The sequence below is a fragment of the Jiella pacifica genome, assembly GCF_010500815.1.
Classification (GTDB): domain Bacteria; phylum Pseudomonadota; class Alphaproteobacteria; order Rhizobiales; family Rhizobiaceae; genus Jiella; species Jiella pacifica.
The window spans coordinates 94,181-109,256 of record NZ_JAAAMG010000004.1; the positions used below are offsets into that span (position 1 = coordinate 94,181).

13 protein-coding genes are annotated in these 15,076 nt (G+C 66.9%); 6 read left to right on the top strand and 7 right to left on the bottom strand.

All coding sequences use genetic code 11. The annotated features are described in order from the left end of the window. Positions 1-118: 118 nt before the first annotated feature. Positions 119-1,651: an acyl-CoA carboxylase subunit beta gene (locus GTK09_RS06730; RefSeq protein ID WP_163462171.1), complete on the bottom strand. Its 1,533-nt coding sequence runs from the start codon at positions 1,649-1,651 to the stop codon at positions 119-121. A gap of 522 nt (positions 1,652-2,173) precedes the next feature. Here GTK09_RS06730 and GTK09_RS06735 point away from each other — a divergent pair. After that, positions 2,174-4,003 (top strand): ABC transporter ATP-binding protein, encoded by a 1,830-nt coding sequence (locus GTK09_RS06735; protein WP_163462172.1) that lies wholly within the window; start codon positions 2,174-2,176, stop codon positions 4,001-4,003. A gap of 56 nt (positions 4,004-4,059) precedes the next feature. Here GTK09_RS06735 and GTK09_RS06740 read toward each other — a convergent pair whose 3' ends face one another. The 5 genes from GTK09_RS06740 to GTK09_RS06760 form a co-directional block, all read right to left on the bottom strand. Beyond that, positions 4,060-4,977, bottom strand: a complete 918-nt coding sequence (locus GTK09_RS06740; RefSeq protein ID WP_163462173.1) for a DMT family transporter — start codon at positions 4,975-4,977, stop codon at positions 4,060-4,062. A gap of 155 nt (positions 4,978-5,132) precedes the next feature. Further along, on the bottom strand, positions 5,133-5,882 hold the full coding sequence (locus GTK09_RS06745) for an arginyltransferase (protein WP_163462174.1): 750 nt from the start codon (positions 5,880-5,882) through the stop codon (positions 5,133-5,135). A 16-nt stretch (positions 5,883-5,898) separates the two neighbouring features. After that, positions 5,899-7,725 carry an SLC13 family permease gene (locus GTK09_RS06750; protein WP_163462175.1) on the bottom strand — a complete coding sequence of 609 codons (1,827 nt, stop codon included), beginning with the start codon at positions 7,723-7,725 and terminating at the stop codon, positions 5,899-5,901. A gap of 169 nt (positions 7,726-7,894) precedes the next feature. Beyond that, positions 7,895-8,365, bottom strand: coding sequence for an RDD family protein (locus tag GTK09_RS06755; RefSeq protein WP_163462176.1), 471 nt, complete (start codon positions 8,363-8,365; stop codon positions 7,895-7,897). A 124-nt stretch (positions 8,366-8,489) separates the two neighbouring features. Continuing rightward, positions 8,490-9,770, bottom strand: coding sequence for an NAD(P)/FAD-dependent oxidoreductase (locus tag GTK09_RS06760; RefSeq protein WP_163462177.1), 1,281 nt, complete (start codon positions 9,768-9,770; stop codon positions 8,490-8,492). Positions 9,771-10,010: 240 nt separating this feature from the next. Between GTK09_RS06760 and GTK09_RS06765 the strand changes: the two genes are divergently transcribed. Beyond that, complete coding sequence (locus GTK09_RS06765; protein WP_246217748.1) at positions 10,011-10,727, top strand: class I SAM-dependent methyltransferase; 717 nt, start codon at positions 10,011-10,013, stop codon at positions 10,725-10,727. 144 nt (positions 10,728-10,871) lie between these two features. After that, a complete protein-coding gene (locus GTK09_RS06770; protein WP_163462179.1) occupies positions 10,872-11,303 on the top strand; it encodes a MarR family winged helix-turn-helix transcriptional regulator in 432 nt (143 codons plus the stop codon). 24 nt (positions 11,304-11,327) lie between these two features. Here GTK09_RS06770 and GTK09_RS06775 read toward each other — a convergent pair whose 3' ends face one another. Continuing rightward, positions 11,328-12,644: an NAD(P)H-dependent oxidoreductase gene (locus GTK09_RS06775; protein WP_163462180.1), complete on the bottom strand. Its 1,317-nt coding sequence runs from the start codon at positions 12,642-12,644 to the stop codon at positions 11,328-11,330. A 200-nt stretch (positions 12,645-12,844) separates the two neighbouring features. Between GTK09_RS06775 and GTK09_RS06780 the strand changes: the two genes are divergently transcribed. The 3 genes from GTK09_RS06780 (at position 12,845) to GTK09_RS06790 (ending at position 15,052) form a co-directional block, all read left to right on the top strand. Next, positions 12,845-13,096, top strand: a complete 252-nt coding sequence (locus GTK09_RS06780; protein ID WP_163461992.1) for a hypothetical protein — start codon at positions 12,845-12,847, stop codon at positions 13,094-13,096. A 247-nt stretch (positions 13,097-13,343) separates the two neighbouring features. Beyond that, entirely contained in the window at positions 13,344-14,621 is a 1,278-nt protein-coding gene (gene hemA / locus GTK09_RS06785) for a 5-aminolevulinate synthase (protein WP_163462397.1), read from the top strand. 53 nt (positions 14,622-14,674) lie between these two features. Further along, positions 14,675-15,052 (top strand): cupin domain-containing protein, encoded by a 378-nt coding sequence (locus tag GTK09_RS06790; protein ID WP_163462181.1) that lies wholly within the window; start codon positions 14,675-14,677, stop codon positions 15,050-15,052. Positions 15,053-15,076 lie beyond the last annotated feature (24 nt).

Below are 15,076 nucleotides of genomic sequence, written 5' to 3' on the forward strand. Positions count from 1 at the left end.
GAGAGAATTCCGGATCGGCGCCAAGCGCCGCGGGACCGAAGATAACGAGGGTTTCCCCTGCGGCGAGCCGCGACGGACCGTTCGCGATCGGTGCCGTCGCCGCGAGACCCTGCCGGTCTCAGAGGGGAATGTTGTCGTGCTTGCGCAGCGGCGCGGCGACCGTCTTGGTCTTCAGCATCTCGAAGGCCCGGATCACCCGGCGCCGCGTCGAATGGGGCAGGATTACCTCGTCGATGAAGCCGCGCTGCGCCGCGATGAAGGGATTGGCGAAGCGGTCTTCATACTCTTTCGTATGCTGGGCGAGCCGCTCCGCGTCGCCGGCGTCCTTGCGATGGATGATCTCGGCGGCGCCCTTGGCGCCCATCACGGCGATCTGGGCGCTCGGCCAGGCATAGTTGACGTCTGCGCGGATGTGCTTCGACGACATGACGTCATAGGCGCCGCCATAGGCCTTGCGGGTGATCACGGTCACCTTCGGGACGGTCGCTTCGGCATAGGCGAACAAGAGTTTCGCCCCATGCTTGATGATGCCGCCGAGCTCCTGGGTGACGCCGGGCAGGAAGCCCGGCACGTCGACGAGGGTGAGGATCGGGATGTTGAAGGCGTCGCAGAACCGCACGAAGCGGGCGGCCTTGCGCGAGGAATCGATGTCGAGGCAGCCGGCGAGCACCATCGGCTGGTTGGCAACGACGCCCACCGTCGAGCCGTTCAGCCGGATGAAGGCGGTGATGATGTTGGCCGCGAAGTCCTTCTGGATCTCGAAGACGTCGCCCTCGTCGGCGACCTTCTCGATCAGTTCGGCCATGTCGTAGGGCTTGTTCGGATTGTCGGGGATCAGCGTGTCGAGGGACGCTTCGGTGCGCGTCGGATCGTCCAGGGTCTCGTAGACCGGCGGCTTGTCGCGCGAGGAGAGCGGCAGGAAGGAAAACAGCCGGCGCATCTCGGCGAGCGCCTCGACGTCGTTCTCGAAGGCGCCGTCGGCGACCGAGCTCTTCTTCGAATGGGTGCCGGCGCCGCCGAGTTCTTCGGCCGTGACGACCTCGCCGGTGACGGTCTTCACCACGTCCGGGCCGGTGACGAACATGTAGGCGGTGTCGCGGACCATGTAGACGAAGTCGGTCATCGCCGGGGAATAGACCGCGCCGCCGGCGCAGGGGCCCATGATGACGGAAATCTGCGGGATGACGCCCGACGCCTGGACGTTGCGCCAGAACACTTCGGCATAGCCGCCGAGCGAGGCGACGCCTTCCTGGATGCGCGCGCCGCCGGAATCGTTGAGGCCGATCAGGGGGACACCGTTCTGCACGGCGAGGTCCATGATCTTGCAGATCTTCTCGGCGTGGGTCTCGGACAGGGAGCCGCCGAAGACGGTGAAGTCCTGGGAGAAGACGTAAACTGGGCGGCCCTCGATCGTGCCCCAGCCGGTGACGACGCCGTCGCCGGGGATCTGCTGGCTCGCCATGCCGAAATCGGTGGATCGATGGGTCTTGAAGGTGTCGTATTCCTCGAAGGAGCCGGGATCGAGCAGGGCGTCGATGCGCTCTCTTGCCGTGAGTTTGCCCTTGGCATGCTGGGCGGCGATGCGTTTTTCGCCACCGCCGAGCCGGGCCTCCTCGCGCCGTGCTTCCAGTTGCTGGATGATGTCGAGCATCGGCTTTCCCTCCTCCTTCACGCGCACACCCGTCGACGGCCCTGAAGAATCACGCCGACGCGCGAACATCCTAGATGAAACGGTGGCCGGCAATGTCCAGAAACTTGGCGGCGATCGCCGGTGTGCAGGGCGGACGATCATCCGTCCGGCTCTGTCCGTGAGTGCAGCCCGTGGCTCCTCTCCGGGAGGATGCCGCCGCGCCTCATGCGCACCCGCCTGCGAGCGGCATCGTTCGTAGGCTTGCCAAACGATTCGGCTTCGGCTATCCGATGTCCCATCCTGACACGACGCCAACCGAAGGGAGGGCCATGATGACATTTACCGGTACCGCCCTCCCAGGGGTTATGCACTCCTGATCCGCGCCTAGCGCGTGCGTCTTCCAACGGGCCGCCTTCCACGTTCGTCGCGCCGGCCTGCCGTCAGTCTCCTCCAGCCACATCGATCGCCTTCGGCCGGCTTTGAGTCGTCGATCGGGCGTTGTGCGGAGGATCGTCAGGGGACCGATCGATCGGTCGAATTGCCATGTCGTTCCGTTTCTTCCAATGGCGTCAGTCGGCGTTCGCCGAGGCGTTTTCCTTCGCCTTCCTTCATTGGCGGCGCCAGAAGCTGCGGATGGCCGCCGTCTGCGGGACGATCACGCTCGGAACGCTCGCGGACGTTCTGACGCCGCTCTATTCCGGCCGGCTGGTCGACGCGATCGCGTCGAGCTCGGATGCCGACGGCGCGCTCGACGCCGCGCTCGGTGCGCTGGCGATGCTGGCTGCTCTCGCCCTGGTCGGCGTCGTCTGCCGCTTCGTCAGCTTCATGGCGATCATTCCCTTCACGCTGCGGATGATCAGCGAGGTGATGCGGGAGGCCTTCGCGCGCGTCCAGCGCTTCTCGACGGACTGGCACGCCAACAGCTTCGCCGGCTCGACGGTGCGCAAGATCACCCGCGGCATGTGGGCGCGCGATCTTCTCAACGACACGGTGCTCGTGGCGCTGTTGCCGTCCTTCGTCATGCTGCTCGGCACCACCGCGCTGCTCGGCTGGCACTGGCCGGTGATGGGGCTCCTCATCGGCCTCGGCGCGCTCGCCTATCTGGCGCTCACGGTGTCCTTGTCGCTCGGCTATGTCGCGCCCTCGGCCCGGCTTGCGAACGTCTGGGACACGAGGCTCGGCGGCGCGCTTGCCGATGCCATCTCCTGCAATGCGGTGGTCAAGGCTTTCGGCGGCGAGACGCGCGAGGAGGCGATCCTCGAGCGCGTGTCGCGGAAGTGGCAGTCGCGGGCGGGACGCTCGTGGAAGCGCGGCACGATCAATGGCACGGTCCAGAACGCCATGCTGTTCCTGCTTCGCGTCGGCGTCATCGGCCTTGCCATCCTGCTCTGGGCGCAAGGCTCGGCGGGGCCGGGCGACATCACCTACGTGCTCACCGCATTCTTCGTCATGCAGGGCTACTTGCGCGAGGTCGGCCAGCACGTGCGCAACGTCCAGCGCTCGGTGAACGACATGGAAGAACTCGTCGCCCTTTCCGCGCTTTCGATCGGCGTCGACGACCGGGCGGATGCCCGCGAGGCGGCGATCGGCGGCGGGGAGATCGTCTTCGACCGCGTGTCGTTCCACTACGGCTCCCATGCCGCGCCGCTCTACCGCGACCTGTCGCTGACCATTGCGGCGGGAGAGCGGGTGGGTCTCGTCGGCCATTCGGGCTCGGGCAAGTCGACCCTCGTCAAGCTGATCCAGCGTCTCTACGACGTGTCCGGCGGCGCGATCAGGATCGACGGTCAGGACATCGCCGGGGTGAGGCAGGCCTCGTTGCGCTCGCAGATCGCCATCGTGCAGCAGGAGCCGATCCTGTTCCACCGTTCCCTGGCCGACAACATCGCCTATGGCCGGCCGGGCGCCACGATGGGCGAGATCGTCGAGGCGGCGCGGCTCGCCGGTGCCGACGGCTTCATCACCCGCCTGCCGAAGGGCTACCAGACCCTCGTCGGCGAGCGCGGCGTGAAGCTTTCGGGCGGCGAGCGGCAAAGGGTGGCGATCGCGCGGGCCTTCCTCGCCGACGCGCCGATCCTGATCCTCGACGAGGCGACGTCCAGCCTCGATTCGGAATCGGAGATTCTGATCCAGCGGGCAATGGAGCGGCTGATGGCGGGGCGGACGACCCTCGTCGTCGCCCACCGGCTATCGACGGTCAAATCGCTCGACCGGCTCCTGGTCTTCGATCGCGGCCGGATCGTCGAGGAGGGCGACCACGCGGCGCTGATCGCGCGGCCGGACGGCATCTATCGCCGGCTGTTCCAGCGCCAGGCGGTGGAACTGATGTGCGGCCTGCCGGCGGAGGCGACGGCGCTGGACATGGCGCTGTAAGACGACGAGAGGCGGCGGTTCCGGAAGACGGAACCGCCGCCTCTCGCATCGGCCTCTTACGGCCGGTACGCGACCTTCATTCGTCGCCGCGCCGCGAGTTCGGCGAGGGCGTGGGCCGCCAGCGTCGCGACGATCAGCGCACCGCCGACAAGGGACAAGGGCGAGGGGCGCTCGGTAAAGATCATCCACATCCAGATCGGCGCGAGCACGGTTTCGATCAGATATCCCATCGAGACCAGGGGCGAGGGCACGAACGTCGGCCCCGCGGCCAGGCAGATGAGCGCGAGCGGCATGACGATCGCGCCGTTGACGACGAGCCAGCCGATCGCCTCGGATTGAACGCCGCCTCCCGAGGCCACGAAGGGAAGCGCGACGATTGCCGGCACGATCGCCGCGATCGCGGAGGCATAGCGCATGTCCCGGCGGCTGCGGCGGGCGAGGGTGAGGGCGAGCGCGATGAGGAAGGCGGTCGCCAGCGCGGCCAGGTCGCCCAGCCAGTTCCCGGCCTCGAGCCCGGCGCCGATGATCAGAAGAACGCCGAGGAGCGTCACCGGAATGGCGATCAGCGTGGCGCGCGAGGGCTTTTCGCCGGCGATCGCCCAGGAGAGCAGTGCCGCGAACATCGGATTGAGGGCGAGGATGAAGACGACGTTGGCGGCCTTCGTCTCGTAGACGGCAACGAGGAAGAGGATCGTCGCGAGCGCATAGATGCCGGTGACGAGAAGACCGAGCCGGCCGGCGATCAGCGGTCCGGTTCCCCGTCCGAGTCGCCTCGCGACCCACCAGATCAGCGCCGCGGCAAGGGACGACAGAAGCCCGCGCACCAGGATGACGGTGAAGAAGCTGCTGTCGGACAGCCGGATGAGGGGAATGTCGACCGAGAGGACGAGCCCGCCGAAGCCGACCAGCGTCATGCCGGTGGCGTATTGGCGGGCGTGGTCGGGCTCGGCGCTCGCGAGAGACGGCGTGGTCATGACGTTCGGTGCGTTGGGAATTTCAGGCCGGCGAGCCGTCGCATGATCGGCCGGCGAAGTCACCTGTTGGCGGGAATTATCGTCAGGTCGTTGGATCGCCGGCGCGCTGGAACACATCCAAAGCGTGCCGCCGCCGCACCTCGCGCTTCCATGCCTTACCCCTGGTAGAGCTCCCAGCCGTTCGGGGCGAGATGTTCCTGGGGTTGGAAGCGGATCTTGTAGGCCATCTTCTTCGAGCCATCGACCCAATAGCCGAGATAGAGATAGGCGAGGCCGAGCTTTCTCGTCCGCTCGATGTGGTCGAGGATCATGTAGGTGCCGAGGCTGCGCTCGTCCTCGTAGGGGTCGAAGAAGGAATAGACCATCGACATGCCGTCGGCCATGACGTCCGACAGGGCGACGGCGACGAGATCGCCGTCCGAGGCGGCGGAGAAGCTGGAATCCGGGCCTCGGCGGCGATATTCGATCAGCCGCGTGTCGACCTGGCTGTCCTCGACCATCATCGCATAGTCGAGGACGCTCATTTCGGCCATGCCGCCGCTGGCGTGGCGGTGGTCGATGTAGCGGCGAAACAGCGAGTACTGCTCGCTCGAGGGGCTCGGGGAGGACATCCGGCCGACGAGGTCGCGATTCTTCGACAGCACCCGCTTCATCGACTTGCCGGGCGAAAACTCGTCGACCAGGATGCGCACCGAGACGCAGGCCCGGCAGCGCTCGCAGGCCGGGCGATAGGCGATGTTCTGGCTGCGGCGGAAGCCGCCCTGGCTGAGCAGGTCGAGAAGGCCGGGCGCGCGCTCGCCGAGGAGGTGGGTGAAGACCTTCCGTTCGGCGCGTCCGGGCAGATACGGACAGGGGGAAGGCGACGTCAGGAAGAACTGCGGCGTCTGCGGGTGGTGGACGGTCACGTGCTGTCCCGAATAGTCAAAGCCCGTAATACCATGGTGCGACAAGGGTGAATGTTAACCACACCAGGAGGACGAGGGGAACTCCCGCTTTCACGAAGTCGACGAAACGATAGCGTCCCGGCCCCATGACGAGGAGATTGGTCTGATAGCCGATCGGCGTGGCGAAGGAAGCGTTGGCTCCGAAAATGACGCAGGCGAGCCACGGTTCCGGCGAAACGCCGAGGCGTCTTGAAATGTCGAGGGCGATCGGCGTGAACAACACCGCCGTCGCGTTGTTCGACAGGAAGTTGGTGAAGATCGCCACCACCAGGAAGAGGCCCGACAGGAGCACCACCGGCGAGGCGCCGTCGAGGGCCGTCAGGGCGCCGTCGGCGATGAGGCGGGCGCCGCCGGTGCGTTCCAGAGCGGTCGCAGCGGCGATCGCGGCGCCGACCAGCATGAAGATCGACCGGTCGAACGAGCGCGCCGCCTCGCCGATGGTGAGGCACCCGGTCGCGACCATGGCAATGGCGCCGCAGACCGACAGCACCTCGATCGGCAGAATGCCGGCCGCCGACAACGAGACGATGGCGACGAAGATCAGCGTTGCGAGCAACGCTTTCGCCGATTGCGGGATGGCTTGCGCGGAATATTCCAGAAGCAGGAGATCGTGATTGCCGCGCAGCGCCGAGATGTTCGCCTCGCGCCCGCACAGGAGGAGGGTGTCGCCCGGCTCCAGGCGGATCTCGGAAAACGCCGCCCGGGCCATGCGGCTCTTTCTCTGCAGGCCGAAGAGGGTGATGCCAAACTGGGTCCTGAGGCCGGAGAACTGCATGGTCCGGCCGGCATAGCGCGAGCCCGGCGCCACCACCGCTTCGGCCATCACCATGTCCGGGCCGATCTTGTTGGTCGTGCCGGCCTGCTCGCCGCCCGACGGGTCCAGCGTCTTCACCTTGAGATTGCCGCGTGACAGCGCCCGCGAGAAGGCCCGGCGCGTCGCCGTGACGATCAGCCTGTCGCCAATGGCGAGTTCGATGTCGTCGAAAGGCGGCAGGATCGTCTCGTCGTTGCGGATGATCATCCGCGGCGTCAGCTCGCCGAGCCCGCGAAACAGCCCCGATCGCGCCTTCAGCCCGAGGAAGGCGTGCTCCTCGGTCACGTCGATCTCGCCGAGGAACTGCTTGCCGCCAGGGTCGAGGACGCGGCCGCCCTGCGCCTCGCGCGGCGTCAGGATCCGCGGCATCACCCGGATGACGTAGAATGCCCCGACGAGGGCGATGGCGAGGCCCGGGACCGTGATGTCGAAGAAGCCGATCTCGATCCCCGAGCGCAAGGCGACGCCGGCGACGAGCAGGTTGGTAGAGGAGCCGATCAGCGTCGTCATGCCGCCGAGGATCGACAGGAAGGACAGCGGCATGAAGACGTGGTTGGGCGAGATGCCGCGCTGGGTGGCGAGCATCGTCAGGATCGGAATGAAGATGACGACGACCGGGGTGTTGTTGAGAAAGGCCGAAAGCGTCGCCGCGGAAATCAGCACGATGGCGACCGCTGCCGCCCCGACATTGCCGCCGAGTTTCGTCAGCCAGGCCGTCGGCCTCGACATGGCATCAGTCGCGAACAGACCCTGGCCGACGATGAGCAGCGCCATCACGGTGATCAGCGCCGGATTGGCGAATCCGGAGAGGAGATCCGACGTGGTGACCGGGGCGCCGGACGCGTCGGTGTAGGGAAACGCCGAGAACAGGACCAGGAAGGCAGCGAGCGATGCTGCGGCGACCCCCTCGATCGGCCAGCGTTCCAGGGCGTAGCCGACCATGCTCACCAGGATGAGAAGGTAGGTGAGCCAGATGTGCAAGAGATCCATGAAACGACGCGAGCTGTTGTCCCCGCGCCGTTATCTCCGGCCGAACGCCGGGTGACAACCCGGTCGATCGGGATTCGTCCGCCCGGCGCGGCTCCGCTCGTGAACGGGGCCGTCTCGGCCTGCTCCGGCCGCGCCTTGCCGGCTCCGGCCGAAGGTGCGGAGGATCGGCTCAGAAGTCCCGATCGCGGATGACGACGGTGCCGAGCAGAAGGTCGTGCAGCAGCTGCTTGCGCTGCGTGAACAGGGCGACGAGCAGCACGAACGGCGTCAGGACGGCGTTGGCCGCCCAGAACAGGACGCCGTGAAGCACCGCCAGCGTCGGATCGACCCTGCCGCCGTCGAGCCTGGCGACGCTGACGCCGGCGAACCGCATGCCGGGGGTCGCCTGCTTGCTGCCGCCCATGGTGAAGGCGATGTAGAAGATCGCGACGAGCGGAAACAAGACAGCATAGAGCCCCCAGGCAAAGCCGAAGGAGACGATGCCGAGGAGAAAGATCACGACGGCCGCCGGTACGCAGAGCAGGAGAACCAGCGTGTAGTCGAACACGAAGGCCAGCATGCGCCGGGACCGAACGCCGCGATAGGCGCGGGGCGCGTCGAGATGATCCATGCGCGGTGCGGTGAACGTGGTCTCGGTCATGGTCTTTCGTACTCCATGAAGACGTTGCCGGACCATCCGTCCGGCTGCGATATCGGAGATGGGAATTGCAGGGCGAAGCTGCAATGACGCGCCCTCCCGGCGGCCGGTTCGCCGCTGGCAGGGGTCAGCCCTGCCGCTTCAACGCCGCGACATGGGCCTTCAGGTCGAAGCCTTCGCGCGCCACCTCGGCTCTGGCGACGACGAGGTCTTCGGCGAGGAGGCGCCGCCCGAGCATGTGTTCGCCCGGCCGGTTGACCGTCTCGATGCCGAGCAGCCTCTCGCCTTTGAAACAATAGGCGACGAGCTTTCCGGCCTCGCCGAGGCTCGCCATCTCGACATGGTCCGCCCCCGCCGTCAGTCCGACGATCTGCAGCTTGAACGGGCCCTGGTCGCTCCAGAACCAGGGAACGGCGCGGTAGGGCGGGATCGCTCCGGCCGCATCCCCGGCGATGATCCTTTCGGCGACGAGCTTGGCCTGGTCGACGGCGTTCTGCACCGATTCCAGTCGGACGATCCTGTCGGCGAAGGGCGAATGGAAGGCGGCGCAGTCGCCGATGGCGAAGATCTGCGGATCGGCCGTCGCCATGTGATGGTCGACGAGGATGCCGTTGTCGGTGGCGAGCCCCGCCTCGGCGGCGAGCCGGTCGTTCGGCGTGACGCCGGCGGCGATGAGGACGAGATCGGCCGGCAGTTCCTCGCCGTCCGCAAGCCGGACGGCCCGGACGCGGTCCTCGCCGAGCACCGCCGCGACGGCGGAGCCGAGGCGGATCTCGATGCCCATCCTGCGATGCTCGGCCAGGAAGAAGCCGGAAACCTGCCGCGAGACCGTCCGGCCCATCAGCCGATCGGCCGCCTCGACGACGGTGACCCGTTTTTCCAGGGCGCGAAGGGCGGCCGCCACTTCGAGGCCGATGAACCCGCCACCGACGATGACGACGCGCGCGGAACCCGCAAGACCGGCGCGCAGACGTTCCGCTTCCTCGGCGGTCCGCAGCTGGTGGACGCCGGCAAGCGCGTGTCCGGGGATCGGCAGCACGCGGTTCGAGGCGCCGACGGCCAGGACGAGATGGTCGTAGGCAAGGTTTTCGCCGTTCGTCAGCCTGACCGCGCCGGCCCGCCGGTCGATCGCGGCGACCGCTTCCCCCGCCTGGACCGAGATGGCGTTCTTTTCGTAAAAGCTCTCGGGCTTCAGCAGCAGGCTGTCGAAGGCCGCATCCGTCTTGATGTAGGTCTTCGACAAGGGCGGGCGCTGATAGGGGAGCCGCGGCTCTTGCGCGACGATGGTGAGAGGGCCGCCGTAGCCGCCCAGCCTGAGGCTCGCCGCCACCTGAAAGCCGGCCTGGCCGCCGCCGGCGACGACGACGCCTTTCTTGCCGCTGGCAGTCTTTTCGCTCGTCTCGCTCATTCGCCCCCTCCTGTCCTTTGCCGCCGACGCGGCACTCCTCCACCGCGATACCCGGTAACACCCGGCCGCCGCTTCGGCCACGGCGGCGTCCCGACCGGCGAGCCGAGTCGCGCCAGCTTCGAAGAGTGACCTTTTGACAGGTCGATCGCAATCGATGAAGGCTCATCACATACGCCCTGCCGCGCATTCGGCCGGCGGCGCGAACCGTTCGCCGGATCGGCGATGCTGGGAGCCCGATCGATGCAGACACCACAAGCGCTGAATGCCGCCTTCGCTTCGGGTAGGCCGCACGACGTCATCGTCGAAACACTGCGGTTTGCCGGTGCGAAGGGGATTCTCGACGTCGGATGCGGCGAGGGGCGGCTGGTCGCTCGACTGATCGAAGAGGGTTTCGAGGCGGTCGGCGCCGATCCCAATCCGCAAGTCCTCGAAACGGCGCGGGCGAATGCGCCCGGAGCTCGCTTCGCGGATGCCGGCGCCGAGATGCTTCCCTTCGAGGACGGCGGTTTCGACGCCGTGGTCTTTCTCAATTCCCTCCATCACGTTCCTGTGGGCAGCATGGCGCGGGCACTCGGCGAGGCAAGGCGGATCGGCCGCGAGGGTGGCCCCGTCGTGATCGTCGAGCCGCTGGCCGAGGGAAGCTATTTCGAGGCGATGCAGCCGGTGGAGGACGAGACGGCGATTCGCCACGCCGCCGGCGTGGCGATCGCCGATGCGGTTCGGGCCGGCTGGTTCGGGCTGAAGGGCAACGTCGTCTTCGCGGCAACCAGCCGTTTCGCGAATGCAGAAGAATTCGTCGCCTCCCTCATTGCCGTCGATCCGGCGAGAACGGCCTCCGCCGAACGTCGCAGGGCCGAGGTCGAGCGGCGGTTTCGCGAATGTTCTCAGAAGGATGAAGGCGGCTTCCGGTTGGTACAGCCACTGCGAATCTACTGGCTCGCCATCCAGAAGAATTAAAACAATTCCAAATTCTGCGCGCGTGAAGGAGTTCTCGCGACATTTTGCAATCATTCCGTTGTCGCGCAGGGGATCTTCCCGGCCTATAATGCTTGTGACTGCTTAACGGCGGTCATGTGAAGTGAAGGGGCACCTTGGTACGACATGACGGAGACTGACTCAACGGAACTGCTCACAGGGCTTTTCGAGCAGGTGGCGCGACGCCTGCACTCGAATGGCTATGCAGCTCATCTCTTTCCGGCGCAGTGGTCGGCATTGCGGTACATCCACCACGCCGACGCGGACAAACGCACGGCGATCGATCTCGCCCGCCATCAGGGGCTGGCTTCAGGGGCCGTCGCCCGGACGGTCCGAACCTTGATCGAAAAGGGTCTGGTGACGAAGATGGGCACCATCGGCCGCGGCCGGGCCGAACGGCTGGAGTTGACGGAGGAGGGCCATCAACTCCTGAAACTCGATCCGCTGCGCTCCATCCGCAAGGCGATGGAGGAACTCTCGACCTACGAGCGGACCGTTCTTGCCAAGGGCCTCGAGACGGCGATCGACGCGACGCGCCTTCCGAACGGCCGGGCCTGACCGCGGCGGCGCGGCGGCTGCGTCCTAATCGGCCAGAGTCGCGTCGGCGGCGTCCAGTTCCGCGCGCATGCGCGTGACCAGAAGGCTCTCGTCCGGCGAGCAGTTCTCGTAAGTGAGAAGCTCGCCGGCGGCGATCGGCCGGGTGACGCGCGAGCCTTCGGCAAGACCGAGGGGTAGAACCCGCTTTTCCCGCGCGTCGCGCCATTCCATGGCGTAGCCGCGATAGTCGGCCGTGCCGATGCGGTCGAGCGTCTCGCCCGGCTGCAAGGCCCGCTTGGCCCGCGCGCCGCATTCGGCGACCGGGCGATCGACCGGCACCATGTCCGGCCGGCGGTGCATCACCACCCGCGCCGCCGATAGGGGCGTTTCCAGGCTGGTCAGATGGAACGGTCGGACGAGAGCGAAACAGGGGCCGGGACCGACCTTCAGGTCGGCCATGCGTTCGATGGCGCGCGGATGGCGCGGCTTCACCACGCAGAACACGCCGGGGGCGACACCCTTGCCGATCGTGTAGTCGACGCGCCCCGCCTTCGACAGGACGCCGCCATCCTCCTGCGCGCAGAGGATCTGGGCGAGGTTCTGAAGGCTCGCCTCGGGCCCATGCATGCCGGGCACGTCCGGCACCAGGCCGGTGGAATTGGCGATCGCCGTCATCTCCACCATGGTCTTCGAGCCGTCGATGAATTCGACCAGCATCCTGGCGTTCATGTTGCGCTCGCGCGCCTCGGCTTCGTATTCCTCGGGGACGGCGTCGTGGCGCAGCGGATTGTTCTTGCCCTTGCCTGCGGCGACGACCTCCATGCCGAGGGATTGGGCGAAGGCGATCAATTCCAGCGTCGCGGCCGGCTCGTCGCCGGCCGAGCCGGTGTAGACGGTGCCGGCGGCCTTGGCCTTTCGCGCCAAGAGGCGACCCACGGTGATGTCGGCCTCGACGTTCAGCATGACGATGTGCTTGCCGTTCTCGATGGCGAGCAGCGCCAGCCGGGTGCCGATCTCCGGGCTGCCCGTCGCGTCGACGATGACGTCGACCCGGCCGCTGGCGCAGAGCGCGGCGATGTCGTCGGTGACGGCGATGCGTCCCGCCTCGATCGCCGCGTCGATGGTTGCGGGCGACGCGGCGAGGACGCCGTGGTCCTCCGAGTGACCGGCCATGGCGATCGCCTCGAGCGGCCTGCGGGGGCTGTTGGCGGCGATGGCGCCGACCCGGACCCCGGTCATCAACGCCGCCTGCACGACGATGTCCGTGCCCATCTGGCCGGCACCGGCAAGACCGATGGTCACCGGGCCGTGGCGCTCGGTGTAGGCGGCGAGCTCGGCGGCAAAGCCGATGCGGTCGATCATGATGTCTGCTTCCCCCCGGCCTTCGCCGCTCGCGCCCTGGCGACCTGTCGCGCCGCCTTGCGTCTTGAACGCCGATGTACCGGTTTCGATGCGCGTTTGTCACCTCTTCGGTCGATGGTGATGGCAATCGCGAAGCCACGACCGCGACGGATGCGATTCCAACCCTGGTTTTTCCACTTTGGAATCGATAGATGCCGGCGATGACCAAGGCACCGTCGGACCAAGCCAGACCCGGTCGCGAAGCGCGCCTGCAGCAGGCGCTGCGCGAGAACCTGATGCGTCGCAAGGAGCAGATGCGGGCTCGCCGCGTCACTGCCGATTCACGGGCGCAGAACCATTGCGATGACTTGTCGCAAGATCCTGTCGGCTCGCAGGACGGGGTCGGCGGCGTCGAGGACGAAGGCGGCCATCTCGCTCCCGCCCCGGCGCCCGGCGAGTTTGAGGAACGATAGGAAGGGCGCCCCGACCGATCAGGGCGGATTGCGCGACGAATTCGGAGGGCGCGATGTTGGGTTTGTTCTAAATCAAGGTTCCTGGTGCAGAATTCGGTCAAGATGGACGCGACTGTCAATTCCTGTTGTCATTCTCGCCGGAATATGTGCCATATTGTTTGGACAGTTATCGGCGGGTTCGCCGGCCGCGATTGTAGACAATCCGGTTTGGCGGACTTAGAACCGTTCCGATGAGGAGTGCACGATGATTGATTACCAGCGCCATTTCGCCTCTGCGATCGAGGCTCTCCATGCCGAGCGCCGATATCGGGTGTTTGCCGATCTCGAGCGGATCGCCGGGCAGTTTCCGAAGGCGATCTGGCGCAACCAGGGCGAGGCCCGGGAAATCACCGTCTGGTGCTCCAACGACTATCTCGGCATGGGCCAGCATCCGGACGTCATCGAGGCGATGACGCTGACGGCCGGCGCCATGGGATCGGGAGCCGGCGGCACGCGCAACATCTCGGGCACCAACCATCCGCTGGTCGAGCTGGAGCTCGAACTCGCCGACCTGCACGGCAAGGAAGCCGCCCTCGTCTTCACCTCGGGCTTCGTCTCGAACGAGGCGTCGATCTCGACCATCGCCAAGCTCCTGCCGAACTGCCTGATCCTCTCCGACGAGCTGAACCATGCCTCGATGATCGAGGGCGTTCGGAAGTCCGGCGCCAAGAAGCAGGTGTTCCGGCACAACGACGTCGGCCATCTGGAAGAGCTGCTCGCCGCCGCCGAGCCGGACCGGCCGAAGCTGATCGTCTTCGAGAGCGTCTATTCGATGGATGGCGACGTCGGGCCCATCGCGGAGATATGCGACCTCGCCGAGAAATACAACGCCATGACCTATATCGACGAGGTCCATGCCGTCGGCATGTACGGCCCCCGAGGCGGTGGCATTTCCGAGCGTGACGGTGTCGCCCATCGCATCGACGTGATCGAGGGCACGCTCGCCAAGGCCTTCGGCGTCCTCGGCGGCTACATCACCGGCTCGAAGGCGATGATCGACGCGGTGCGCTCCTATGCGCCGGGCTTCATCTTCACCACCGCCCTGCCGCCGGCGCTCGCCGCCGCTGCGACGGCCTCGATTCGCCATCTGAAGGCCAGCCAGGCCGAGCGCGACGCTCAGCAGCGCCAGGCGGCGGAGGCCAAGTCGGTCTTTGCGTCCGCGGGACTGCCGGTCATGCCGTCGGACACCCACATCGTGCCGATGCTCGTCGGCGATCCCGACCTCTGCAAGCAGGCGAGCGACAGGCTGCTGGCGCGCCACGGCATCTACATCCAGCCGATCAACTATCCGACCGTGCCGCGCGGCACGGAGCGCCTCCGGATCACCCCGACGCCGCTCCACGACGATCAGCTGATCGCCGCACTGCGCGATGCGCTGGTCGAGACCTGGCATGCCGTCGGCATCCCCTTTGCGGCGGAACGCGCGGCGAGCCCGGAGCGTTCGGAGAAGGTGACCCCGCTGGTCGTCTCGCAGGCGGGTGGCTGATCCGGCTGCCTGAAGGACGAGAAGGCGGGTCCTGTGAAGAGGATGATCCGCCGATGAAGGTTTCGCTCAAGGAACTTGCCAAGACGCTGCCGAAGCCGGCCAACGTCGAGTGGCCGGACGGTCAGTTCTTCGCCGAAGCCTTCGCCCACGGCACGATGACGCTCGAAGTCTTCGCGCCGAGCGGCGAGGACCGGCAGGGGCCGCACCATCAGGACAGGCTGTTTCTCGTCGCCTCCGGCCGCAGCGCGACGCTCCTGGGCAGCGACGCCGGCGAAGCTGTGTCCGGCGATGCGCTGCTCGTTCAGGCGGGGGAGACGGTTCGCTTCTCACAGACGAGCGACGACTTCGTCTGCTGGGTGGTCTCCTGGGGGCCGGAAGGCGGCGAGGCGGAAGCGCCGAGTCCATCGGTCTTCGCCGCGATCGACGCCTGAGGGTTTTCGACCGCAGGCAGGCGC